Raw genomic sequence first — 25,901 nt, forward strand, 5'->3', positions numbered from 1 at the left:
CTGTTTATCCTGCCGCTTAAGTGGCAGGATAAACAGATCCCGAATCATTAATATTTTAGCGACCTTAATTCAGCCACCAACACTATTTGACAAAGAGCCGAAAACTTCCATTCTAGCTTCGAAACTCTTCATTTTTTACAAGCATACACTACTAAAGAAGTGAAAAAACCATCAATAAAAATATGCCATTATCATTTGTAATCTTCTTTCTTATTTAAAAAATATACTAGGTGTGGTGATTTGATTGTCCTTAACAATTTCACAATTAGAAGAATTAACGTTAAAGGAAATTTACACGTTAGCTCGAGAATATAAAGTTTCTTATTATGCAAAATTAACAAAACGTGAGTTGATTTTTTCAATATTAAAAGCACAAGCAGAAAAAGATGGCTATTCCTTTATGGATGGCATATTGGAAATTATTCCATCAGAAGGATTTGGGTTCCTGCGACCGATTAATTACTCACCAAGTGCGGAAGATATATACATATCTGCTTCACAAATACGGCGTTTTGATTTACGAAATGGTGACAAAGTATCTGGTAAAGTACGCCCACCTAAAGAAAATGAACGTTATTTTGGTTTGTTACACGTTGATGCTGTAAATGGAGATGATCCAGAGACAGCGAAAGAACGGGTACATTTTCCTGCCTTAACCGCACTATATCCGGACCGTTTTATTAAGTTAGAAACAACATCAAATAAATTGTCTACACGTATTATGGATTTGATGACGCCAGTTGGCTTTGGTCAACGTGGACTTATTGTTGCCCCTCCAAAGGCTGGGAAAACGATGCTCTTAAAAGAAATTGCAAACAGTATTTCCGTAAATCACCCAGAGGCAAAACTAATCATTTTATTAGTAGATGAACGCCCTGAGGAAGTAACGGATATTGAACGCTCGGTCCATCCCGATGTAGATGTAGTTAGTTCTACTTTTGATGAATTACCTGAAAGTCATATTAAAGTGTCGGAACTCGTATTAGAACGTGCAATGCGCCTTGTAGAACATAAGCGCGATGTTATCGTGTTAATGGATAGTATCACACGGTTAGCACGTGCATATAACTTAGTGATTCCACCTAGCGGACGAACATTATCTGGTGGTATCGACCCAGCAGCATTCCATCGTCCAAAGCGGTTCTTTGGAGCAGCTAGAAATATTGAAGAAGGCGGAAGTTTTACGATTTTAGCGACAGCACTTGTTGATACTGGTTCTCGAATGGACGATGTTATTTATGAAGAGTTTAAAGGAACTGGAAATATGGAGTTACATCTAGATCGTCATCTTGCTGAAAGAAGAATCTTTCCAGCTATCGACATTTTGCGCTCTGGGACGAGAAAAGAAGAATTGCTTGTTGATAAATATCATCTTGAAAAAATGTGGGCAATTCGAAAAACAATGCAAGACTCCTCAGACTTTTTGGAACGCTTCTTAAGAAGATTAAAAGCGACGGAGTCTAACACAGAATTTTTACAAATGATGGATGAGGAAATGAAACGCCGTAGTGGTGGCACAAAACGTACGCGATAAGCAGTGCATGTTGAAAAAACTAATTTCAAAAAAACAACCGATAACTATTGCAAACGGTTGGACACACTGATATAATTTTAACGTGAGTTTAGAATAAGGTAACTACCTAATACGGCTCTTTACAATAACTCTGTTTCAGAAGACTCAGGGCAAAAAGGAGTGGAAAGACATGAAAAAGGATATTCATCCAGAATACAAAAAAGTTGTTTTCCTTGATACAAGCTCAGATTACAAATTTTTGAGTGGATCAACAAAACATTCTGATGAAACAATTGAATGGGAAGACGGGAACACATACCCATTAATTCGTGTGGAGATTAGCTCTGCATCACACCCATTCTACACTGGTAAACAAAAAGCAGACAAAGTCGGTGGACGTGTCGACCGATTCAAGAAGAAATATAACTTACAGTAGGAAAGTGACGAGTGCCCTTCAGGCAGCTTAGTCTCGTACGATAAGCTTTTCTATTATTTAATAAAGAACAGGCAATGTTCGGCATTTGCCTGTTCTTTATGTTTTTTTTCGCAATATTATACGGACATTCCCATATGTATCACATGAAAAAATGGGCATCATATAAATATTAGTTTACAGTTGTTCTTGTCCGATTTTATGGTAAACTAGGACAAGTACATATCGAAAAATTGATGAAGGGAGTACCTTCTTTATGTATGTAATGAAGCAAAGTGGTTGGGTAGAAGTAATTTGTGGAAGTATGTTTTCAGGTAAATCTGAGGAATTAATCCGTCGTATTCGCCGCGCAACATATGGCAAATTAACTGTAAAAGTATTTAAGCCAGCCATCGATAATCGCTACGCAGATGAGGCAATCGTCTCTCATAATGGCACATCAGTTATCGCAGAACCTATTTGCAATTCCATGGATATATTGGAACGAATGGAAGATAAAGTGGACGTTGTCGGCATTGACGAGGTACAATTCTTTGATGAAAATATTATCCAAGTTATCGACGAATTAGCAAATAGTGGCGTACGTGTGATTGCTGCTGGGCTTGATACAGACTTCCGCGGGGAGCCATTTGGTCCAATGCCCCAATTAATGGCACTTGCAGAATCGGTGACAAAGCTAAATGCGATTTGTCCTGTTTGCGGATCACCCGCAAGCCGTACACAACGACTCATCAATGAGAAACCAGCCTCTTATGACGATCCAATTATTTTAGTTGGTGCATCAGAATCGTATGAACCTCGTTGTCGTCACCATCATGAAGTTCCCAATAAACCTAAAGTAAAAAAAGTTCATAAACTAATAAGATATGCAAGATAAGGGCACAATGATTGTGCTCTTTTTTATTGGCAGCGAGGGTTAAGGGAAAATGATGAACAGACTATGATGAGGCTTCATAGAAAGGGCATAATTCATGGAAAAACGTCTTTCATCATACTTCTATCCAGTTTGAAAATGTTGTGCTTTTGTTTCATTTGGTTTTTAGAAAAGATATGGGTTCTCTAAAGAGTTTTGATAAATTCCTAAATAAAATTGATTCTGCATTAGTTACAATGAAAGAAGAATCTGAATGGGCAAGTACCATTTTAGATGAAGGGCAAACGGCCAAGGTGTATTATTACCATACTAAAGACGAGAATGTTAAAAGAATTATTAAAGAAACTGTTAATTCTTTATATGATTGGGAGATGCCTAATCATCCGGAAGACTTATCTTTCTTTATAAATGGTGAGGTTTGGTTGGCAACAAGCAGTCATGAAAGGGAATGTTATATATTTCCAAAGAAGTGGGAAGTCGGGGAGATTATGAATATAAATGGAATAGATGCTACAATAGAAGAAGATGAATAATATGAAACTATGAAGGAATTGAAGAAAATACCTTCTTTAAAAGACCATTTCTCACCTGAAATGGTCTTTTATATAATCTTTGAAATTAAAGATATATGCTGTGATTGTTTAGTGAATTGGATTATTTTATGCTAAATAATTATTTTTGGTAAGCAGCAAGTATTCTTGGGTTAAAAACTTGAAGTAAACTTAACTCAAGTACTTTATTAAAATCAGTAATTACTAATAAAATTAATGATATATAAGAAAGGAGATAAGTAAATGTCTTTAAAGCATTTCATCGCAGCTCCACATGAGATACCAGTTGGAGAATTTGGAATGAAGCCAACTAAAATAAAACTTTCAGATTTGAATGCAGAAAGAAATAGAAAAAGAGATAAGAAAAAACAATCAAACACAGATGAACAATATGTGATTCATTATGAAAAAGAAGAAGATTTTTATGGTGTTTTTATTTCTGAACTAAATCATGATTTGAAACAAATTCTTAAAACTAAGTTTTCTAATCCTTATATTTACGAATTTGAAGGTTACTTCTACGATACACAAGATGCTTGTCATAGAAGAGGTATCTATGCACTTTTCGAATATATCAATGATCATTTAGCGGAAGGGCAGTATGCAGAGGTTTATTCTTGTTGGGATGGGGAGGAACAAGATGATAAGAATGAACAGCTAGACATAAAAATTAACCTTTCAACATGTCAGTTCGGAAAGTATTTAACTTTTTCAAGTCTAAATGAATTAAGTCAGATGATTCAGCTTGAAGAAAAACAATTTATCACTGTTTTAAAATAATTGAATCTAGTTTATTCATATTTCCAATCTAAAATGCAAATTCAAAATGAAAAGTAAATAAAATGAAAAAGAACCGAACTTTAATTTAGTTATTCCAGTCACCAATTAGAACACAAGCGTATACACAATCATGAACATATTATAGGGAACTAAATTGATGAGGTACAATTCTTTGATGAAAATATTATCCAAGTTATCGACGAGTTAGCGAATAGCGGCGTACGTGTGATTGCTGCTGGGCTTGATACAGACTTCCGCGGGGAACCATTTGGCCCAATGCCTCAATTAATGGCACTTGCAGAATCGGTGACAAAACTAAATGCGATTTGTCCTGTTTGCGGATCACCTGCAAGCCGTACACAACGACTCATCAATGAGAAACCAGCCTCTTATGACGATCCAATTATTTTAGTTGGTGCATCAGAATCGTATGAACCTCGTTGTCGTCACCATCATGAAGTTCCCAATAAACCTAAAGTAAAAAAAGTTCATAAACTAATAAGATATGCAAGATAAGGGCACAATGATTGTGCTCTTTTTTATTGGCAGCGGGGGTTAAGGGAAAATGATGAACAGACTATGATGAGGCTTCATAGAAAGGGTATATTTCATGGTAAAACGTCTTTCATCATACTTCTATCCAGTTTGAAAATGTTGTGCTTTAAATTAAAAGCTTACGAAACATCATAATTCCACCATATTAACAAATGAAGATGTGGTAGGTATTGACCCTTTAATCCGAGTAATATGGAGATCGTCTCCGTTTAGCCATTTGCCAAAATCAATCATGAGCGGTTTTTGATTGTTGCCTAATGTAAAACCTACCCTTCGTTCATTTGGTATGTAAAGTGCGGTGTGGAGTGTACCAGCCCAAGCAGCATATTTTGAGGAAAAGATCCCTTGATTGGCATCATTCATCATACGGAATGCTTCATATGGATGTGATACAGTGCGACTAATATTTTCAATAGATTTTTCACGTCGTAAGGAGTCATCCATTTGAAAGCGATTTTCTTCTGTTAATGTTTGAAAGTGATTGGTGCACACATTTGCTTCACGCGTTATGACCTTACGTGGTGATGCTTCAACAACAACAGACTTTCCAGTTTTATCTATTAATACATAACTAAACGAGTGCCGATGTGGTAATTCTTTTAACAGAGAAATCGCTTCATCAATATTGGCACATACTTCTAAAATAATGCGCCCAACCATATTACACATAAATCCATCTCCTGCATGTTTACGGTTCGTGAAATTGTAACCCATCGCCAATCCCATTTCATTTAAGCCATCAGTTCGCCCAGTAATTTGCATGGACGGTCCAATCGTAGCGTAACCTTGATCAGTCGGGTTAAAGAGTACATATCGACCTTCATAGGAATGGGGATGGTTATCATAATTACGAACCATATAATTTTCCCCTGTGAAAATGGAACAACCACTTCTCCCATATTCTAAATAGTAACCACCAAATTCCCTGATGGCATCTTTTACTGGCCATTTAAGTGCACTAGCTAAACCGTGTATTTCATCCCAAATACCCGGTGCAAATTGTTTTATCACTTGTTCAAAAACCTTTTCATCAATAATAAAATGATATGGTTTAGGTCCCCATTGTTTTCGGCGATTAGGTAAGATAAAGGAATCCTTCAGTCGTTCACCTTGTAGAAAACCGAAATCATAATGGGTTCCGCTAAATTGAATCAAGTCACTGTATACATTAGTCATATCCATTCTCCTAAAAAATGATTACCACTCATTATAATATGGAAATATAAAGAATTGAAGTCGTTGCACCTGCATGTTGTAGCGAGGACAGTTTTCATGATAGATTGTGTCTACGATGGTTAACTTAATAGTACATGGGATTACGATATATCGTGACACTTCAATCAGTAGCTTTTTTTCATTCTCTACGCAGATGGTTAGTGAAACGACGTATCTGGCTTTACTGATAGTTTATCTCCCACTTATCATTTTATATTCCGTTGACTTTTGGCAGTGAGGGTCCTATTGACAGTAAATCTACAATAAATCATTATCAAGTGCGTTTTCGGCAAATTTTGACCAGCAAGATGTTGTATACTATAATTAGAATGTTAGTTTTTAGTGAGGTGAACGTAATGTTAGATCGATTACAATCGTTAGAAGATCGATATCATAAGTTGAATGAATTATTGAGTGACCCAGATGTAATTAGTGATACGAAAAAGCTTCGTGAATATTCAAAAGAACAATCGGATTTAGCGGATGTTGTTCAAGTATATCAGCAATATAAAAATGTAACGAGTGAATTAAAAGACGCGAAAGAAATGTTAGAAGATGATCTTGATGAAGATATGTATGACATGGTAAAAGCTGAGATTGATGAGCTCGCAGACAATAAAGCAGAGCTAGAAGAAAACTTAAAAATTCTCTTGTTGCCAAAAGATCCAAATGACGACAAAAACGTTATTATGGAAATTCGTGGCGCAGCTGGTGGGGATGAAGCAGCGCTATTTGCTGGTGATTTGTACCGGATGTATTCCCGCTATGCGGAAGCACAAGGTTGGAAGACTGAGGTAATGGATTCTCACTCTACTGGTGTTGGTGGATATAAAGAAATTATTTTTATGATCAATGGAAACGGTGCTTATTCCCGATTAAAATACGAAAATGGTGCACACCGTGTGCAACGTGTACCGGAAACGGAATCAGGTGGCCGCATTCATACATCAACCGCAACTGTTGCAGTTTTACCAGAAGCCGAAGAAGTAGAAATTGATATTCATGAAAAAGATATTCGCGTAGACACATTTGCCTCAAGTGGGCCAGGTGGGCAAAGTGTGAACACGACGATGTCAGCAGTCCGTTTAACACACGTGCCAACGGGAATCGTTGTTTCTTGTCAAGATGAGAAATCACAAATTAAAAACAAGGAAAAGGCGATGAAAGTATTGCGCGCACGTATCTATGATAAGTTTCAACAAGAAGCACAAGCAGAATATGATGAAACGCGTAAATCAGCAGTTGGTACAGGGGATCGTTCTGAACGAATCCGTACGTATAATTTTCCACAAAATCGTGTAACAGATCATCGAATTGGATTAACCATTCAAAAACTAGATCAAATCCTCGAAGGAAAAATGGACGAAATTGTTGATGCTTTACTTGTAGAAGAACAGACGAAAAAATTAGAACATATTGGTGAGTAAATATGACTTGTAAAAAACAATTTGAAGTCCTCAACTGGGCTTCTCTTTTTTTAACGGAACATCATCGAGAACAAATGGTGGCGGAACTGCTTTTACAATACCACACAGGTCAGTCGCGTTCTGCATTTTTTGCTAATATGCAAGAACCAATTTCTGCAGATGTTTTTCAACAATTTAAAAGTGACATTGAAGCACATGCGAAAACCGGGATACCTGTGCAACATTTAATTGGCAACACTGAGTTTTATGGCCGGATGTTCCGAGTTAATGAACACGTGCTTATTCCACGGCCAGAAACGGAAGAACTTGTCTATCATGTGATCCAACAGGTAAAAGAAATGGGATCAATGGAAGAACCTATAACAATTGTAGATGTAGGAACAGGTAGTGGTGCAATTGCAATTACGTTGGCCCTGGAGTTACCTGATGCAAACATTTTTGCAATCGATATATCAACAGAGGCAATTGCAGTTGCAAAGGAAAATGCTGCCATGTTAGGGGCAAATGTTAGCTTTTTAACAGGTGACTTTTTACTCCCAATGATAGCAAAACAAAGGCATGCAAATATCATTGTTTCTAATCCACCGTATATTGCGCGTGAAGAGGAAGATGCATTAGCAGATACAGTGAAAAACTTTGAACCGGCTTTAGCTTTGTTTGCTGCAGATCATGGCCTTGCCGCATATCGAACAATTTCATCACAAATAAAAGATGTTTTATTGCCAGGTGGAATGGTAGCATTTGAAATTGGTTATACACAAGGTGCAGCAGTAAAAGCAATGTTGTTACAAACTTATCCACAATGTGAGGCAAAAGTGATCCAGGATATAAATAGAAAAGATCGAATTGTCTCTGCGATATTTCCAACGTGATGCGGCCATATACTGATACATGACGTGGAAGCATGAAGGCATTTACCACATCCTATCGAACAACTAAAGAAAAGGAACTTATCAAATGGGATACTGTGACTTATCGTACACCTAGTGTAAAAATATTGCTTCGATAGGCAAGGGCCTAAAAGAATCTCGGGAAGAGGTTGTGGATGAAAAATACGCGGTTGCGTCATCTGAGGCGTTCATCATGAGAGCGAGTGAGATGTGCAAAAGTTTCAAGTGAAATTTACGAATTATATTTTAAAATTAATTACTAGAATACTAGTTTAAAATGATAGTGTCCCGTCCATACTGTGAACAACGACGCGATGAAGGGGAAAACTTATCATGAAAAAACTAGTATTTTTTACATTTATAGCAATTATATTATTTTTTACAATGCCAGTATTTGGCCAATCTACAAATAAAAAGGAAGTACTTGAGTTCCAAGTTATTCCAGACGAGGCAATTCGTCTACGTATTCTTGCAAATAGTGACACAGATTTAGATCAAGACTTGAAACATAAAGTGCGCGACCGTGTGAATGAGGAAATTACAAACTGGGTGCAGGATATGACGGATATTCAAGATGCACGAACTTTAATTCGCGAAAATCTATCCAAAATAGAAGCAGTTATTGGTGAAACGTTAGCAGAAGCGGAAAATAATGAAAACTTCAATGTAAAATATGATAAAAATGTAACATTCCCAGCGAAGATATATGGAAACTATTTATATCCGGCTGGTGAATATGAAGCAGTGTTAGTAACGATAGGAGAAGGAAAAGGTAGCAACTGGTGGTGCGTTTTGTTTCCACCATTATGTTTCCTAGACTTTTCAAATGGGACAAGTGTTGCAGATGTGAGTACAGATTTAGAAACAGAAGAACCAGAAGAAGTGGAGGAAGAAGAAGTTACAGTCAAATTTTTCTTATTCGATTGGATTAGTTCTTTATTTAGTTAGTTTTTCTAATGAAGAAAAACTATTTCAATAGAATAGGTATAGGTCATCATGAATCTGCATATATTCATAGAGAGAATCTATTAAATGAGGAGTGAGCCTATGAAACTAATTGCTGCTAAACATATTGCGACAGAAGAAATGGAGCAATTTATACAAACCGCACAACATGTAGAACAGAAACACCTCCTAAAAGAAGGATATGTAGTGAAGATGAATGATGAAATTAAAGGTTGCTTTGTTCTCTCTTCCATAGAGAAGGATAAATATTGGTTAAAGCAAATGTATATTGCACAAGACGTTGCCGCAAGTTTACCTGTACTGTTAGAAACAATTATCGTGCTAGTAAAAGAACTGGAAGCGGAAAAATTAATTGTACACAGTCACCAACCAGTTTTGGATATGATCTTAGATGCATTGCAATTTCACCAACAAGAACATGCACAAATTGTGGATAAGCCAATGAGAAAGCAAGGGAATTGGTGGGCTTATGAAGTATCTTGATGGAAAAAGTGACTGATATTACAACGTTTATGCAACTCATACACACAATCCACAACCAGTTGTGGATATGTTGTATAAAACCTGTGAGTAAACTGTTGTAAAAAGGTATTCTGTGGATAAGTGGAGACTATCTCCTTTTTATTACAAGATAACAAGTGACAAGACTGCACTAATTCCAGTTTTAATTTATTTGATGAAAAAGTCCGCTGTCCCGTGATGGAAGGCGGACTCTTATTTAGAAGATCCGCCATTCGTGGTAGAAGATTGCACATCCATGGTAGAAGATTGCACATCCGTGGTAGGAGCTCGCGCAATCGTGGTAGAAGATTGCTCATTCATGGTAGAAGCTCGCGCATTCGTGGTAGAAGATTGCACATTCATGGTAGAAGCTCGCACATCCGTGGTAGAAGATTGCCCATTCGTGGTAGAAGATTGCACATCCATGGTAGAAGCTTGCACATTCATGGTAGAAGCTTGCCCATCCATGGTAGAAGCTTGCTTATCCATGGTAGAAGCTGGCGCAATCGTGGTAGAAGATTGTGAATCCGTGGTAGAAGCTTGCGCAATCGTGGTAGAAGCTTGCACATCCATGGTAGAAGCTTGCTCATTCATGGTAGAAGCTGGCGCAATCGTGGTAGAAGCTTGCACATTCATGGTAGAAGTTCACACCAATCTTGGTAGAAGTCGCCGCCATCCGTGGTAGAGGCTTCCCCGCCATCCATCCTAAAAGCTCGTCCCCTCCTACAGCCCCTCATGTTGAACTTCTTCTAAATTTTCTATTCAAGCTCCAAACATTACAACGCAATGTTCATTTCTAATGAATGTAATTTTCTTATTTGCTAATCCAATTTTATTCAACTAAAATAATACGGTATACGCATACAGTGGCAAATTTGATTTTTGAAATGAGGCTTATGATGATGCAAACAGTTCGTTGGGAAATACATGATGATAAAACACAATATAAAGATGCGATTTCGGAGGCTGCAAAACTTTTACGGGATGGGGAAACTGTTGCTTTTCCAACCGAAACGGTTTATGGATTAGGTGCGGATGCAACAAATGCAGATGCAGTTGATAAAATATTTGCTGCGAAAGGACGCCCACAAGATAATCCACTAATTGCTCATGTCGGTTCAAAAGCACAGCTCAAAAAACTCGTTCAACATATTCCAGAATATGTGGAGCAGTTAATGGACACTTTTTCTCCAGGGCCGATTACTTATGTATTATATTCAAATGGGACATGTTCGGATAAAGTGACTGCTGGTCAGGACACGATAGGCGTGAGAATTCCGGACCATCCAATTGCACTAGAATTACTGCAAACATGTAACATTCCAATCGCTGCGCCAAGTGCCAATATTTCGGGGAGACCTAGTCCAACAACGGCAAACCATGTTTGGGATGATTTACAAGGAAAAATTGCCGGTTTACTAGATGGTGGGCCTACAGGTGTCGGTGTGGAGTCAACAGTGATTGATTGTACACAGGAAATACCGATAATCCTGCGTCCAGGTGGGATTTCTAAGGAACAATTGGAAGAAGTAGTTGGGGAAGTAAAGACAGATCCAGCGCTTGTGAATGATCAATTGAAACCAAAAGCGCCTGGAATGAAATATAAGCATTACACACCGGATGTGCCATTATGGTTAGTTGATGGGTCGGATGAGGCAATTCAGCTACTCATTGATAAAGAAAGAGGAAAAAATAAACGTGTAGCATTTTTTGCAAGGGATGCACGTTGCCATGGCATGACTGCAGATGATATTGTGCCATTAGGAGAGAATGTGGGTCAGGTAGCCACAAGGTTGTACGATGCATTGCGTAAGTATCACGCGAGTGAAATGGACTTGATTATTTGTGAGGCTTTTGCAAAAGAAGGGATTGGTGATGCGGTTATGAATCGCTTAGAAAAGGCTGCCAGTCAATTCCTCACAGATATACCGAATGAGTAATACACAAAAATATGATTACTAAATCTCGAAAGTATTCCAACATAAACCTTCTTGGACATGCATATATTTTATAAGCACGTCCAAGGGGGCTTTTTATGTTGGAAGAAATTATCTCACTGATGTTAGTAGCAACTGCAGCTGGAATGGATGCTTTTTCAGTTAGTTTAATACTAGGAATGCAAAAAGTCCGCCTGCGTCGCATTGCAACGACTGGAATTTATATTGGAATTTTTCATATGGTCATGCCTTTTATTGGTATTTTATTAGGAAATGTAATTTCGGGGAAAATTGGAAATATGGCAACACTAGCTAGTGGTCTCTTATTAGTAGGTATTGGTGCGCATATGCTGTTTTCTGCGTTTAATCATGAATCAAAGCAAATTTTCAAAACGACAGGGTTAGGTTTACTAATTTTTGCTTTTAGTGTAAGTGTGGATAGTTTTTCAGTCGGACTAAGTTTTGGAATTTCAGGTGTGCGCACTTTCTTTATACTCATCATATTTGGATTGGTAAGTACGAAGCTTACATGGATTGGCATGCTGATTGGAAGAAAAGTAAATCGCTTAATTGGTGCTTATAGTGAGATATTTGGTGGAAGTGTTTTATGTGGATTCGGATTACATATTATATTTACTTAAAGATGATTCTAGACGCATCCCGATGTATATAATCATATGAAATGGGCGAAAAAGAGGGGAGTATGTACAATGTCTCCTTTTCAAAATCAATTTGTTCTAAATAAAGTAATGTGAATTACCTTTTTATATGGTATATTGATTATAGGTATTTTGTCATGGTTTTAATGAACGGTTGATTCGTTTTCTTGATAGATGGATTGTCCCATCGTAACGAAGGCGATGTATAGATGGTAGCGATGACATGCTAGCGTCACTTATAAGCTATTTTGCTCGGAGGTTTGTAATGAATATTTTATTTGTATGTACAGGAAATACGTGTCGAAGTCCAATGGCAGAAGCGCTATTAAAAAGTAAATACCCACATGCACATGTACAATCTGCTGGGGTTTATGCAGTGGAAGGCGATCGTATCAACGGAAAGGCAGTTACAGCGCTCGAACGGAGAAATATTAACGCGAGTATCCAATCGCAACCAATTAATGGGGCATTATTAGATTGGGCAGATTTAATATTAACGATGACAACACAGCATAAGCAAAGCCTTATCATGTCATACCCACATTTCCAAGATAAATATTACACATTGAAGGAATATGTGTCAGATGCGGATAAACAAACCTGGAAAGCGTTAAAAAAGTTGTATGCAGAAGTAGAAGTAAAACGGGCCGCATTTGTACAACAATATGAGCATAAACTTTCATTTGTAGATTTAGAGAATAAATTACACCATCATTTGGAAAAGGATTTACAAAAAATAAATCAACTAGAAAGTAGTTTGATTAATTATGATATATCAGATCCGTTTGGTGGAAGTTTAGAAGACTATGAACAAACTTTACAAGAATTAGATATGTATACGGATAAACTTATCAAAAAGATAGAGAAAAAATAGAAAAGATATAGGGGATAGTTTGATGGCGAGAAATAAGCGGAAGTACAGATTTGGTTTACGTATGAAATTAATGTTATTTACAACAGTCTTAGCTATTATTACATATACGACAAGTGCTTTTTTCCTTTATTTCGTATATGAAAAAGTATCCAATCTATGGTCGGGGTTATCACTAGAAACATTTACAGTAATGACATTATTACTAGGGATTATTTGGTCGGGAATATTGGCCTATGCAGCTGCTAGATTTATTACAAAACCACTAGAAAAATTAGAACAAGTAGCATCGGCAGCAGCGGATGGGGATTTAACACATGCCATTGAAATTTCTCATTCAGATGATGAAATTCGTGCATTAAGCGTTGCTTTTGATAAGATGTTAACAAATTTAAAATCGATGGTACACAATATTAATGAAAACTTTAATGCGACAAATACGACTGTTGTTGAAGTAAAGTCTGCAATGAATCAAGTAAGTCATCACTCAAGTCAAATTAATGCTTCTATTGATGAAATCTCACGCGGGGCTATTCACTCATCGGAAGCAATTCAAACGACAGTGGAAGAAATCGAAACAGCTACACAGTTAGCAGAGCAAGTACAGGAAAAAGCAGATACATCTAAAGATAAATCTGTAAATATGGTACATACTTTACGTGAAAGTACAGAAGTGGTGAATCGTTTAGTTCAAGGAATTCAGCAATTAGCTGATGAACAAGAAGCATCACTTCAAGGAGTCACACATCTAAAAGAAAATGCATTACAAGTGGAATCCATTATTTCCATGGTCGGGGAAATCTCGGAACAAACGAACTTACTCGCACTGAATGCATCGATTGAAGCAGCACGAGCCGGAGAACATGGGAAGGGATTTGCAGTTGTTGCTGAAGAGATTAGAAAGTTAGCTGACCAGAGTGCCCAAGCCGTTCAAAAAATTTCTGGATTAATCACATCTATTCAAACTGATGTTGGCAATGTAGTTACGAGTATTAATGCGAGTGTTGCACATACGAAAGAAGAAGCGACAAACGGTGTAGTAACAAATGAATCGATTAAACAAATGGCGCTTTCTGTTGAAGAAGTAGCACATGAAATAGAGGGTATTTCCAATATAGTAAATCGTCAACTTGCGTCCATTCAGTCTACAGCTGCCCAATCCGAAGAGGTTGCAGCAATTGCTGAACAAACAACAGCAGGAACAGAGGAAGTAAATGCAGCGATTCATGAGCAAGCTGTTACACTTGAACAAGTAAGTCGATTGGCACAAAGCCTTGATCAACAAGCAGATCAGTTAAAAGAGCAAATTGAAAAATTTCGGGTATAATATGTTAAACGTTATGTAGAGGAGTCGATTCGTTTCCTTCGCATAGCGTTTTTTTTGTTGCACTCTTTGACGCGCGGTACCAAAATTTTTTGATGCTAGCTTCGTATTAGAAACATAACATTTTTGTACATTTTTGTGACGGGACATTTTAGGTTGTTGCTGAAGATTGCTGGCTGAAGATTGCTGTTTTGCGGACAGGATAAAACTCTACTTTTAATTTGCGTTGTCTCGCTTTTATAAAGGTAAAATAAAAACAACCGAAGGAAAAATAGCGATCGTATAAATGCAAGGCACAACATTCATATGCAAATATTTGGCGAAATGTCTCCCTAGCTTTATACTAAAGAAGATAGAAATAAGTCCACATTCGTAAAAGTCATAAGGAGTTGAAAGTGAAATGAAGGTTATTATTTCTGGTGACCATGCTGGAATGGTTTTACGTAATGAAATTAAAAGTTTGTTAGAGGAAAAAGGGATTGCATACGAAGACATCGGCTGTAGTTGTGAAACATCTGTTGACTATCCAGATTATGGATTACCGGCAGCAGAACGAGTTGCAGCTGGAGAATTTGATCGAGGTATTTTAATTTGCGGTACGGGAATTGGAATGTCCATTTCGGCTAATAAAGTAAAAGGTATTCGCTGTGCATTGGTTCATGATGTTTTCAGTGCAAAGGCAACACGCCAACATAATAATTCGAATATATTAGCAATGGGAGAGCGAGTGATTGGCCCTGGGTTAGCGAGGGAAATCGCCAAAGTTTGGTTGGAAACGGAATTTGAAGGTGGTCGACATGAGCGCCGTATTCATAAAATTACAGAATACGAGGAAAATCACGATAAGTAAGGTTTACAAAAAAATGTTCATAGAAAGCATGTAACCTCTAGAAAGGGAGTAGATATTTCAATGGACATCATAGTGAAACAAGTAAAGCAAGATATGGAAAAACTGATGGATGAATGGCTAGCATCTTCCTTTTTAAAAGAAGGAGACATTTTTGTTGTCGGTTGTTCGACAAGTGAAGTAGCTGGTAAAGAAATTGGTACAGACGGAAGTATCGAAATTGCAGAACGAATTTTTGCCGAATTGAAAACTTTAGCAGAGAAGGCAAGGATACATCTCGCCTTTCAATGTTGTGAGCATTTAAATCGGGCGCTAGTTGTTGAAAAGACAACGATGGATACATATCATTTGGAGCAAGTATCCGTTATTCCAGTCCGGAATGCGGGTGGTTCCATGGCAACGGAAGCGTTTAAGCAAATGGATGCACCAGTTGTTGTGGAGGAAATCCAAGGCCACGCGGGAATAGATATCGGAGAAACTTTTATAGGCATGCATTTAAAACATGTGGTGGTCCCGGTAAGAATGAAACAACGAACTATAGGCCAAGCAAACGTCATGTGTGCGCGTACAAGGCCAAAATTAATTGGTGGTGCACGCGCAGTTTACGAACAAAAGCAAGAAAATGATGCTTGTCAGGAATAAACAGTATTTTGGCTGGGCTCAAATAATAGAAAGAGGATACAGTAGGAGGGGCAGTGTGAATGGAACATTTAAATAAAACAGACCAAGAATTATTTGCAGCAATTGAATTAGAAAGAGGTCGCCAACAGGACAAAATTGAATTAATTGCATCGGAAAACTTTGTATCAGAATCTGTAATGGAAGCAATGGGTTCAGTCCTAACAAATAAATATGCTGAAGGTTATCCAGGCAGACGCTATTATGGCGGATGTGAATATGTGGATATTGTTGAAAATTTAGCGCGTGACCGTGCGAAACAATTGTTTCAGGCGGAACATGCAAATGTGCAACCACACTCAGGTGCGCAAGCAAATATGGCGGTATATTTCGCGATACTAGAACCAGGGGATACAGTATTAGGAATGAATTTGAGTCACGGTGGACATTTGACACATGGAAGCCCAGTAAACTTCAGTGGTAAACTTTTCAATTTTGAAGAATACGGTGTGGACAAAGATACGGAGCAATTAAATTATGATGTCGTTTTACAGAAGGCAAAAGAAGTAAAACCAAAACTGATTGTTGCAGGCGCAAGTGCGTATTCTCGGGCAATTGATTTTGCTAAATTTCGTGAAATTGCCGATGAAGTTGGCGCTTATTTAATGGTTGACATGGCACATATTGCTGGACTAGTTGCGAGTGGGTTACATGAAAACCCAGTTCCATACGCTGATTTTGTCACAACGACTACACATAAAACACTACGTGGCCCGCGTGGTGGCATGATTTTATGTAAGGAAAAATATGCACGACAAATTGATAAATCCGTTTTCCCTGGTATGCAAGGTGGCCCACTCATGCATGTCATCGCTGCGAAGGCAACCTCTTTTAAAGAAGCATTATCAGATGATTTTAAAGCTTATTCAAAGCAAATTATTAAAAATGCGCAAGTACTTGGCGAGGCATTAGCTGCTGAAGGAATTCGAATTGTAACAGGTGGAACGGATAACCATTTGTTACTTCTCGATGTAACGCCGTTGCAATTAACGGGGAAAATTGGCGAAAAAGTATTGGATGACATTGGCATTACAACGAATAAAAATACCATTCCATTTGATCAGGAAAGCCCAATGATTACTAGTGGTATTCGTATTGGTACACCAGCCGTCACGACACGTGGATTTAAAGAAGAAGAAATGAAGGAAATCGCTTCAATCATCGCACTTGCATTGAAAAATCATGAAGATGAAGCGAGTTTACAAGAGGCTATTGAACGCGTAAAAACATTAACAAGTAAATTTCCACTATATGCATAAAGTAAAGCTAACAAAAAGGGTCAGACCATAACGGGGGTCAGACCCCTTTTTAATATAAAGTGGTTGTCAAATCGGCATGATTCAACAAATTATGTACAAAATAGTTTATAGGCTTGAATCGAAGCAGATTTTTCTGTACAATTTTAAGGATGTAAAAATAAAAGGAGTGAACGGCAAAATGGGAAATGTACACGTATTAGATCATCCATTAATTCAGCACAAGCTAACACATATAAGAGATAAAAATACTGGTACAAAGGAATTTCGCGAACTTGTAGACGAGGTAGCGATGTTGATGGCCTTTGAAATTACGCGAAATTTACCACTTGCAGAAACAAAGATTGAGACACCGGTGATGGAAACGAAAGCACATGTACTTGCTGGTAAAAAAATTGGACTCATTCCTATTTTGCGTGCAGGTTTAGGTATGGTGGACGGTATGTTAAAGCTCATCCCAGCAGCACGCGTTGGACATGTAGGGCTATATCGTGATCCAGAGACATTACAACCGGTAGAATACTACATAAAATTGCCTTCTGATATTTCGGAACGTGAATTGATAGTCATTGATCCGATGTTGGCTACAGGTGGATCTGCAAATGATGCCATCCATTCCTTGAAAAAGCGTGGCGCTAAACAAATTCGGTTAATGTGTCTTGTAGGTGCGCCAGAGGGTGTTGAATTAATTAAAAAAGAGCATCCAGATGTTGATATTTACTTAGCGGCATTAGATGATGGTCTAGACGAGCATGCATATATCACACCAGGACTTGGAGATGCAGGAGACCGTCTATTTGGAACAAAGTAATTTCTTCTTTTACTTTTTTCAGCATTATCGGAATATGAACGTATCATAAGGATAAGAGCGCTACTTCAAATTTGAACGTAATGTGGAGTAGTAGGGAGATCAAACATAACAATTTCCATGAAAGAAGCATAGCTACTTCGATTTTACTGTAATGTTGAATAGTAGTGCGAGTTTCAAAACATGAAGGTTGGGACAAAACAAAAGGGTCAGACCCCTCATCTGTTGTATTAGTATTGATGATTTTTTTATTAATATAGCAGTTAAGGGAGGAGCAGCTTTTTATGTCCCAACTTTTTTAATTTGCTAGAAAAAGTGACAAGCACCTTGAATTCAATGTCCATTTGACTTATTGTAAATGGAGTAGTATGAATGTTTAACCGCTCATTTTGAATGAATTGGAGTGAAAATAATGACGAAACGTATAAAAGTGATGACTATTTTTGGGACAAGACCAGAAGCAATTAAAATGGCACCACTTGTTTTAGAATTACAAAAGCGTTCGGAAGAGTTTGAATCGATTGTAACAGTTACTGCACAACATCGTGAAATGCTTGACCAAGTATTGCGGATTTTTAATATAAAGCCTGATTTTGATCTCAATATTATGAAACAACAACAAACACTTGCACAAATTTTAACAAATGTACTTGCCGGCCTTGATGAGATTATGAAGGAAACAAAGCCTGACATTGTACTCGTTCATGGCGATACAAGTACGACATTTGCTGCATCATTAGCTGCCTTCTATAATCAGATTGCTATCGGACATGTCGAGGCGGGATTGCGTACATGGAATAAATATTCTCCATATCCGGAAGAAATGAATCGCCAATTAACAGGTGTGATGGCGGACTTACATTTCTCTCCTACAGAAATGTCCAAGCAAAACTTATTGGATGAAAATAAACAAGCAGACCGCATAGTCGTTACTGGAAACACAGCGATTGATGCATTGAAGACAACCGTCTCCAAATCGTATGAAAGTCCAATACTACAGGAATTAGGGGATAGACGCCTCGTACTGATGACAGCACATCGTCGAGAAAACTTAGGCGCAAACATGGAGCAAATGTTCCGGGCAATTAAGAGACTAGTAGAAAAACATGACGATATTCAAGTTATTTATCCAGTCCATCTAAATCCAGTTGTGCGTGATACAGCTAATCGTATATTGGGGGATCACGAGCGGATTCAACTTATTGAACCACTTGATGTCGTTGATTTTCATAACTTCGCAGCACACGCAGAATTAATTCTTACTGACTCAGGTGGAATTCAGGAAGAAGCGCCGTCATTAGGTGTACCCGTACTCGTTTTACGCGATACAACAGAGCGCCCAGAAGGAATAGAAGCTGGTACATTAAAATTAGCCGGTACAGATGAAGAAACGATATTTAACATGGCTGACGAACTACTATCTAACCAAGCAGCACATGATAAAATGGCCAAAGCTTCAAATCCATACGGCGACGGAGAAGCGTCCAGAAGAATTTGCGATGCAATTACCGAGTACTTTTCTAAACTAAGATAGTAATTAGACAATTGTTGTACAATCTGCAACAACCGATGCCACATGACCAACTTGATTGCCAACTAAACAAAAGGGTCAGACCCCCAATAGATGAGGGGTCTGACCCTTTTATGCACAGCGTGGTTGGTGTTCAAGGATATGCGATCTTCTACCACGGCAGGTGCGCCCTTCTACCATGGTAGGTGTGATCTTCTACCAAGGATGGCGCAATCTTCTACCATGGTAGGTGCGATCTTCTACCATGGATGGCGCGCTCTTCTACCATGACAGGTGCGACCTTCTACCATGGTAGGTGCGACCTTCTACCATGGTAGGTGCGAACTTCTACCATGGATGGTGTGATCTTCTACCATGACAGGTGCGAACTTCTACCATGAATGGCTAATCTTCTACCATGGATATGCAAACTTCTACCATGGCTGACGCAACCTTCAACATGATTCGCGCATCTTCAACACGCGCTCGCGCTCAAACCTACAGCACCCCACTCCAGCACGCGCTCGCGCTTAAGACCGCCAACACAGCACGCCCGCCAAAAATTCAATACAAAACGCCATGCAATTTAATTCTAAATTCAACAAGTATGACAATCTTTGCTTTTACAAATACTAGGCGGAAGGGGGTAATGAAAATGAAGCGGCTTTTCGTCTTGACGGTAGCAATGTTATTTGGCATGTTATATTTTTTTGGATATGTTCATAAGCCTACATATGCGGAGGAGCATATCTCGATTATTGTGGAAGTAGAAGGAGATCCGGAAGCGCATAAAAAACAATTGGAGACGTTTTATCCCGCTATAGAAGTTGTCGAGACTTTTGAACAACTTTTTAATGGAATAGCGCTAAAAGGTCCAAGCAAAAAAATTGCAAGGGCAGCACGTTCGGAAGATTTTATTAAGGCAGTACATCATGTGCAAACATATGAAGTAGATGTGAGCCATAGAAACCAGGTGCAAAAGCATACATACCCTACCCAAAGTACTACGCGAATAAATGGTGGAGTAGGCACGCCAGTAACAAAGGACGAAATATCAAAGTTAATCAATGATGAAACACTCACGATACCTTACCATTTAAATAATACGCAATTTACAGGTAGAGGAATGAAGGTTGGTGTTATCGATACGGGGATTGACTATACCCATCCGGATTTGCAAATGAACTACGCAGGAGGATATGATCTTGTAGATCTTGATGATGATCCAATGGAAACAGAACCGACAGAGGGAACGCCAACTGTACACGGAAGTCATGTTGCGGGAATAATTGCAGCTAATGGTACGTTAAAAGGCGTGGCTCCGGATGCGGAAATTTATGCATACCGTGCTTTAGGTCCAGGAGGGAGAGGGAATTCCATCCAAGTTATTGCAGCATTAGAACAAGCTGTGAAAGATGATGTTGATATTATAAATTTGTCGCTTGGTAATTCCGTTAACGGACCTGATTATCCGACAAGTCAAGCAGTTAATAAAGCAGCGGAGATGGGGATTGCCGTCGTTATTGCGAATGGAAATGATGGGCCAAATCATTGGACAGTTGGTTCTCCGGCAACTGCAACTAACGCAATAGCTGTCGGTGCCGCCTCGGATTCACAAACGTTTCCTTATCTATATATAGGAAAACACCGTAAACGAATTGATATTTTACCCATGGTCGGATCGGTACCCTGGGAGATACAAAAGGATTTACCAATTACCCCATTTACACCGAGTAAAAGCGCAAATGTCGGTAACTCAGAAGCAGCATTGCACGGAAAGATAGCTTTGATTCAACGCGGAAAAAGGCCATTTGCAGAATTGGCAGAGGAAGCGGAGAAAAAAGGGGCTGAAGCAGTCCTCATTTATAATCATGAAGATGGTGATTTTCAAGGATCACTGCTCTCTCACGAAGAAGAAGCAATCAAAATACCGGTCGCTTCTACTTCGAAAAAGGCTGGTGAATGGCTGAAAACATATAGTGAGGAAACCTTCCCTTACGTCGACACCAAATATGAAGACATACCGCCAGGCGTTGCGACATTTAGTTCACGTGGACCTGTGACAGTAAATTGGGAAATAAAGCCAGATATCCTTGCTCCTGGAACGAACATTATGAGTACCGTCCCTGGTGGATATGAATCATTACAAGGAACAAGTATGGCGGCTCCTCATATTGCAGGCGCGCTTGCCTTAGTGAAAGAAGCACATCCTGACTGGGATAATAAAAAAATGATGGGGGCATTGAAAACGACAGCAGCGACCGTCTCAGTAGAAGAAAAGCCAATTGAACCAATTTCACAAGGTACTGGTTATGTACAACTTGAAAAGGCAATCTACGCCCCTACTATTATTTATAACCCAACTTTATCTTTTGGTAAGTTTACGAAACAGCAAGAATCAAAAACAATTCATTTAGAAATAGAAAACACAACAGAAGAAACACAAACCTTTACATTTGATATTCCGAAAAAAACAGCTGGAGTAAACTGGGACTTACCAAAATCCTTTTCATTAAAAAAGCATGAAAAAAGGGAAATTCCAATTCGCTTAACTGTCACTTCTGCTATGTTAGAAAAGGACATGTTCCAAGGCTGGCTCACTTTGAAGCACCATGAGCATGATGAAAAATACGAGTTACCTTACCTATTTATAAATCAAACTGCGGATAACCCGACATCTGCTGGTTTAGAAATAAATTTAAAACCATTTTCTAAAGATGAATTTCGATATGCATTTTATTTAACGGAACAAGCAAAACATATCACTTTTGATTTATATGATCCAGACACACTTGTTTATCAAAGAAAGCTCCTAACATTGGATAATCCAGAAATAGGTATGAACGAAGGAATGATGAGTAAACAGGATATGGGAAGTCCTGGTCAATATCGACTACTCATTACGATGGAAATGGAAGACGGGACATATGAGCATCATGAGTCCTTAATGGAGATTACCCCTTAAAGTAAACGAGCGAAGTATAAAAAACTCTCCCACCTATGGAAAAGACTTTATCAGATACAATAAAAACACCTTCGAAATCGTATCATCAACATCATACGAAATCGGAGGTGCTTTTATGTGTATATGAATTTTTCACATAATGGAAATGAAACATGAATAATACAACGATAATTTTGTAATTCAAAGTGAAATTGTTCACAAATTTGTCAAAGTCAAATGAGGTTCCATCCTTTATAATGTTAACTACATACAAAATTGCATGTTGAAAAAACATCTTTCTTTCCCAATTTGTTATGAATTGTATAAAAAATATGCAGGTTAGAAAATTACAATATGCGACATTTATTATTTGTTAAAAGTTGGTATGTATAAACTCTATTAATTCTTACACAAACCAATTGACAACAGTTAAACCCTATTGTACACTTGCTAAGTGTGGAATGATAAGGTTTTCATATCCTTTTATTACGCATGTCGCTTTTTGACAAGATGCAATCTATTCCACTGTCGAATTCCTCTATTAATTTTGGGAGCAGATAGCTTTGGGGAGAAAAGATGAAACAAACCCAATTCAGTACCTTTCCTTATATAGTACGATTACGGCTTATTTAGCAGGTGGTACTATTTTGGGGGTTTTTAGTGGGAGATACATCGACAATATGTTGTCAACACGTCCTATTTTTATGATTTTTGGCCTATTTGGTGGTTTAACTGTCGGAATATATGGGACATGGCAAGTTGTCAACAAATACATGGATATGGGAGAAACGAAGGATGACTGACTATAAACGCATGGTAAATCGTCAGCGAAAAGGCATGCTCTATTTACTAGCAATATTTGTATTAGGTGCTGGATTTACCCCTTATACGCGCGTGTTTTTAGGTCTAATCCTAGGTGGTGTTGTTAGTTTTTACAACCTGTATCTATTACAAAGGAAAACAGATGAATTTTCAGATGTAGTTTTGGGTGGCAAGAGATTACGTGGTGTTGGCATGATTTCAAGATTTGCAGCAGTAGCACTGGCAATTGTAATTTCGATTCGATTTGAAGCGCAATTTGAAATTATTGCTGTTGTAATAGGTTTAATGACTTCACTTGTAGTCATTATCATAGATTTTATTTTTTTCCATAAAGACCGTGCTTGAAAAGGGGTGAATGAAAGTGGATCATAAAGCACCAATTTTAGAAAATCTTTTTGGGATTTCCTGGTTTGACATCAATTTGGCTAATTTGTTCATGACGGCAATTTGTACAGCAATCGTATTTTTCTTTTGCGTATTTGCCAGTAGAAAGTTGCAGATGAAGCCAACCGGTTTACAAAACTTCATGGAATGGCTCATTGACTTTGTAAAAAATATGATTAATGACACGATGGACTGGAAAACAGGTAAAGTCTTTTTGCCACTTGGTTTAACGCTCATTACATACATATTTGTAAGCAACGTTGTTGGTGTAGCGACCGTTGGTATTGTTGGAGACACATTATGGTGGAAGTCGCCGACTGCCGATGCAACACTTACGCTCACACTATCTGCGATGGTCATCATCTTAACCCATTACTATGGAATTAAAGTTAAAGGGTTTAAAGAGTATGGTTTAGACTATTTCAGACCAATACCATTTCTATTCCCTCTAAAGATTATTGAAGAATTTACAAATACGTTGACGTTAGGTCTTCGTCTATTTGGGAATATTTATGCAGGAGAAATTTTGCTAGGTTTATTAGTAGGATTGGGAACAACAGGCGTATTTGGATTCCTGGGCTCTGCAATTCCAATGTTAGCTTGGCAAGGATTTAGTTTATTTATTGGAGCAATCCAAGCGTTTATCTTCACAATGTTAACGATGGTATATTTGTCTCATAAAGTGAGCAGTGACCATTAATATATAAAAAAATTAAAGGTTTAATATAAAAGGAGGAAATTATTCATGGGAGCTTTAGCAGCAGCAATTGCAATTGGACTAGCCGCACTAGGTGCAGGTATTGGTAACGGGATGATCGTAAGTAGAACAGTAGAAGGTATTGCACGTCAACCTGAACTACGTGGTGCACTTCAAACGACAATGTTTATCGGGGTAGCGTTAGTTGAGGCGATTCCGATTATCGCAGCAGTTATCGCATTTATCGTAGTATTCCAATAATAACTTTTAACATAAGTGGCGGAATTCAAACATGAAAATCCGCCATTCATTTATGTTAATTTTTACAATCAAAAATGATTGACTAAAAAGATAAAGAAGTTGCCGTTAGTGAAAGGAGTGAACGATTGTGCATGCTTATATTGACTATATGGTATTAGGAGTAGGTGGCCTAAGAGTTCCTGATATGGCCGTTCAATTATTCTTTTTCTTACTACTTTTAGCCCTACTTAAAAAATATGCATGGGGTCCATTGATGAATATGATGCAACAAAGGGAAGAACATGTTGCAAATGAAATTGATATGGCAGAAAAAAGCCGTGCGGATGCTGAAAAGGCAGCGAAAGAGGCTGCAGAACAACTAAAATTAACAAAACAAGAAGCACAAAAGATCATTGAAGATGCTAGAAATTTAGGTGTACAGCAAGAAAAAGATATCGTTGAATCCGCCCGCCGTGAAGCTGAGCGCATGAAACTCGCTGCACAAGAGGAAATTCAAAACGAAAAAGAAAAGGCGTTACAAGCACTTCAAGATCAAGTGGCATCATTGTCTGTCTTAATTGCAAGTAAAGTAATCGAAAAAGAAATTAGTGAACAGGATCAAGAGAAATTGATTCATGACTATATGAAAGAGGTAGGAGAAGAGCGATGAGCGAAGTAGTAGCAAAACGTTATGCAGATGCTCTTTTTCAACTCGGAATTGAAAATCATACACAAGATCAACTTGTAGAACAACTTAAAGTTGTAAAACGTGTTTTTGAAGAAAACGAGTCGCTTTCTCCTTTCCTAACGAATCCACGTGTTGATAAGGAAAAGAAATTTCAATTTGTTGATCAGGTATTTCAAGGTTCTGCGAAAGAAGTAATCAACACATTGAAATTGCTAGTAGAACGTCATCGTGTGGAGCTAGTTGTAGACATTGTGGACAGTTATGTAGAACTTGTCAATCAACTAAAAGGAACGGCAGAAGCAACCGTTTATTCTGTTCGCAAGTTATCAGAAACAGAATTAGCAGGTCTTGGACATACATTTGCAAAACGTTATGGCAAAACAACTGTACATTTTACAAACGTAGTCGATCCGACAATTCTTGGTGGTATGAAAATTCGTATGGGTAATACCATTTTAGACGGGACGATTCTTGGGAAACTAAAACGAATCGAACGTAATATGAAACTAGCGAACAATGGATGATAGGGGT

General features: G+C 38.1%; 27 protein-coding genes and 1 pseudogene. 27 read left to right on the forward strand and 1 reads right to left on the reverse strand.

The features are described 5' to 3' along the window. The first annotated feature begins 244 nt into the window (after positions 1 to 244). The 6 genes and pseudogenes from rho to ACFFIS_RS12980 all read left to right on the forward strand — a co-directional run. A complete protein-coding gene (gene rho / locus ACFFIS_RS12955; RefSeq protein WP_390187921.1) occupies positions 245 to 1,534 on the forward strand; it encodes a transcription termination factor Rho in 1,290 nt (429 codons plus the stop codon). Between the two features lie 169 nt (positions 1,535 to 1,703). Next, positions 1,704 to 1,949: a type B 50S ribosomal protein L31 gene (locus tag ACFFIS_RS12960; protein ID WP_320380309.1), complete on the forward strand. Its 246-nt coding sequence runs from the start codon at positions 1,704 to 1,706 to the stop codon at positions 1,947 to 1,949. Between the two features lie 253 nt (positions 1,950 to 2,202). After that, positions 2,203 to 2,823 carry a thymidine kinase gene (locus ACFFIS_RS12965; protein ID WP_390187923.1) on the forward strand — a complete coding sequence of 207 codons (621 nt, stop codon included), beginning with the start codon at positions 2,203 to 2,205 and terminating at the stop codon, positions 2,821 to 2,823. A gap of 173 nt (positions 2,824 to 2,996) precedes the next feature. Further along, entirely contained in the window at positions 2,997 to 3,353 is a 357-nt protein-coding gene (locus ACFFIS_RS12970) for a stage III sporulation protein AH (RefSeq protein WP_390187924.1), read from the forward strand. Positions 3,354 to 3,614: 261 nt separating this feature from the next. Next, entirely contained in the window at positions 3,615 to 4,151 is a 537-nt protein-coding gene (locus tag ACFFIS_RS12975) for a hypothetical protein (RefSeq protein ID WP_320380305.1), read from the forward strand. A 153-nt stretch (positions 4,152 to 4,304) separates the two neighbouring features. Then, positions 4,305 to 4,667, forward strand: a pseudogene (locus ACFFIS_RS12980) (thymidine kinase); the annotation flags it as partial. 168 nt (positions 4,668 to 4,835) lie between these two features. On the opposite strand, the gene ACFFIS_RS12985 reads toward ACFFIS_RS12980, so the two are convergent. Continuing rightward, positions 4,836 to 5,882 (reverse strand): C45 family autoproteolytic acyltransferase/hydrolase, encoded by a 1,047-nt coding sequence (locus ACFFIS_RS12985; RefSeq protein ID WP_390187926.1) that lies wholly within the window; start codon positions 5,880 to 5,882, stop codon positions 4,836 to 4,838. A 395-nt stretch (positions 5,883 to 6,277) separates the two neighbouring features. On the opposite strand from ACFFIS_RS12985, the gene prfA reads away from it, so the two are divergent. From prfA to ACFFIS_RS13090, 21 genes are all read left to right on the forward strand, one after another. Then, positions 6,278 to 7,348, forward strand: coding sequence for a peptide chain release factor 1 (gene prfA, locus ACFFIS_RS12990; protein WP_320380303.1), 1,071 nt, complete (start codon positions 6,278 to 6,280; stop codon positions 7,346 to 7,348). 2 nt (positions 7,349 to 7,350) lie between these two features. After that, positions 7,351 to 8,220 carry a peptide chain release factor N(5)-glutamine methyltransferase gene (prmC, locus tag ACFFIS_RS12995; protein ID WP_320380302.1) on the forward strand — a complete coding sequence of 290 codons (870 nt, stop codon included), beginning with the start codon at positions 7,351 to 7,353 and terminating at the stop codon, positions 8,218 to 8,220. 351 nt (positions 8,221 to 8,571) lie between these two features. Continuing rightward, positions 8,572 to 9,186 (forward strand): stage II sporulation protein R, encoded by a 615-nt coding sequence (gene spoIIR / locus ACFFIS_RS13000; RefSeq protein WP_320380301.1) that lies wholly within the window; start codon positions 8,572 to 8,574, stop codon positions 9,184 to 9,186. Positions 9,187 to 9,285: 99 nt separating this feature from the next. Further along, complete coding sequence (locus ACFFIS_RS13005; RefSeq protein WP_320380300.1) at positions 9,286 to 9,687, forward strand: hypothetical protein; 402 nt, start codon at positions 9,286 to 9,288, stop codon at positions 9,685 to 9,687. 253 nt (positions 9,688 to 9,940) lie between these two features. Continuing rightward, positions 9,941 to 10,390, forward strand: a complete 450-nt coding sequence (locus ACFFIS_RS13010) for a hypothetical protein (RefSeq protein ID WP_390187927.1) — start codon at positions 9,941 to 9,943, stop codon at positions 10,388 to 10,390. A gap of 217 nt (positions 10,391 to 10,607) precedes the next feature. Then, on the forward strand, positions 10,608 to 11,645 hold the full coding sequence (locus ACFFIS_RS13015; RefSeq protein ID WP_320380639.1) for an L-threonylcarbamoyladenylate synthase: 1,038 nt from the start codon (positions 10,608 to 10,610) through the stop codon (positions 11,643 to 11,645). Positions 11,646 to 11,740: 95 nt separating this feature from the next. Continuing rightward, positions 11,741 to 12,283, forward strand: a complete 543-nt coding sequence (locus ACFFIS_RS13020) for a manganese efflux pump MntP (protein ID WP_390187928.1) — start codon at positions 11,741 to 11,743, stop codon at positions 12,281 to 12,283. A 283-nt stretch (positions 12,284 to 12,566) separates the two neighbouring features. Beyond that, on the forward strand, positions 12,567 to 13,175 hold the full coding sequence (locus tag ACFFIS_RS13025) for a low molecular weight protein arginine phosphatase (protein ID WP_320380298.1): 609 nt from the start codon (positions 12,567 to 12,569) through the stop codon (positions 13,173 to 13,175). A gap of 22 nt (positions 13,176 to 13,197) precedes the next feature. Further along, positions 13,198 to 14,499 (forward strand): methyl-accepting chemotaxis protein, encoded by a 1,302-nt coding sequence (locus tag ACFFIS_RS13030; RefSeq protein ID WP_390187929.1) that lies wholly within the window; start codon positions 13,198 to 13,200, stop codon positions 14,497 to 14,499. Between the two features lie 397 nt (positions 14,500 to 14,896). Continuing rightward, complete coding sequence (rpiB, locus tag ACFFIS_RS13035) at positions 14,897 to 15,346, forward strand: ribose 5-phosphate isomerase B (protein ID WP_320380297.1); 450 nt, start codon at positions 14,897 to 14,899, stop codon at positions 15,344 to 15,346. Positions 15,347 to 15,406: 60 nt separating this feature from the next. Next, positions 15,407 to 15,985 (forward strand): TIGR01440 family protein, encoded by a 579-nt coding sequence (locus tag ACFFIS_RS13040; protein WP_390187931.1) that lies wholly within the window; start codon positions 15,407 to 15,409, stop codon positions 15,983 to 15,985. 59 nt (positions 15,986 to 16,044) lie between these two features. Continuing rightward, complete coding sequence (gene glyA / locus ACFFIS_RS13045) at positions 16,045 to 17,280, forward strand: serine hydroxymethyltransferase (protein ID WP_320380295.1); 1,236 nt, start codon at positions 16,045 to 16,047, stop codon at positions 17,278 to 17,280. 178 nt (positions 17,281 to 17,458) lie between these two features. After that, on the forward strand, positions 17,459 to 18,088 hold the full coding sequence (gene upp, locus ACFFIS_RS13050) for a uracil phosphoribosyltransferase (RefSeq protein ID WP_320380294.1): 630 nt from the start codon (positions 17,459 to 17,461) through the stop codon (positions 18,086 to 18,088). 409 nt (positions 18,089 to 18,497) lie between these two features. Continuing rightward, the gene (gene wecB / locus ACFFIS_RS13055; RefSeq protein ID WP_320380293.1) at positions 18,498 to 19,619 is read left to right on the forward strand and encodes a non-hydrolyzing UDP-N-acetylglucosamine 2-epimerase; all 1,122 of its coding nucleotides are present in this window, start codon (positions 18,498 to 18,500) and stop codon (positions 19,617 to 19,619) included. A 631-nt stretch (positions 19,620 to 20,250) separates the two neighbouring features. Continuing rightward, positions 20,251 to 22,560, forward strand: coding sequence for a S8 family serine peptidase (locus ACFFIS_RS13060; protein WP_390187932.1), 2,310 nt, complete (start codon positions 20,251 to 20,253; stop codon positions 22,558 to 22,560). Positions 22,561 to 23,102: 542 nt separating this feature from the next. Further along, on the forward strand, positions 23,103 to 23,342 hold the full coding sequence (locus tag ACFFIS_RS13065; protein ID WP_390187933.1) for an AtpZ/AtpI family protein: 240 nt from the start codon (positions 23,103 to 23,105) through the stop codon (positions 23,340 to 23,342). Continuing rightward, entirely contained in the window at positions 23,335 to 23,706 is a 372-nt protein-coding gene (locus tag ACFFIS_RS13070) for an ATP synthase subunit I (protein WP_390187934.1), read from the forward strand. Before ACFFIS_RS13065 ends, ACFFIS_RS13070 begins: the two co-directional genes overlap by 8 nt. A gap of 16 nt (positions 23,707 to 23,722) precedes the next feature. Beyond that, positions 23,723 to 24,445, forward strand: a complete 723-nt coding sequence (atpB, locus tag ACFFIS_RS13075; protein ID WP_320380288.1) for a F0F1 ATP synthase subunit A — start codon at positions 23,723 to 23,725, stop codon at positions 24,443 to 24,445. A 45-nt stretch (positions 24,446 to 24,490) separates the two neighbouring features. Next, a complete protein-coding gene (gene atpE / locus ACFFIS_RS13080) occupies positions 24,491 to 24,703 on the forward strand; it encodes a F0F1 ATP synthase subunit C (protein WP_320380287.1) in 213 nt (70 codons plus the stop codon). 127 nt (positions 24,704 to 24,830) lie between these two features. Next, complete coding sequence (gene atpF, locus ACFFIS_RS13085) at positions 24,831 to 25,352, forward strand: F0F1 ATP synthase subunit B (protein WP_390187936.1); 522 nt, start codon at positions 24,831 to 24,833, stop codon at positions 25,350 to 25,352. Continuing rightward, positions 25,349 to 25,894 carry a F0F1 ATP synthase subunit delta gene (locus tag ACFFIS_RS13090; protein WP_320380638.1) on the forward strand — a complete coding sequence of 182 codons (546 nt, stop codon included), beginning with the start codon at positions 25,349 to 25,351 and terminating at the stop codon, positions 25,892 to 25,894. The genes atpF and ACFFIS_RS13090 overlap by 4 nt, the downstream gene beginning before the upstream one ends. Positions 25,895 to 25,901: the final 7 nt, after the last annotated feature.

Source organism: Paracerasibacillus soli (genome assembly GCF_042432965.1).
Classification (GTDB): Bacteria; Bacillota; Bacilli; order Bacillales; family Amphibacillaceae; genus Paracerasibacillus; species Paracerasibacillus soli.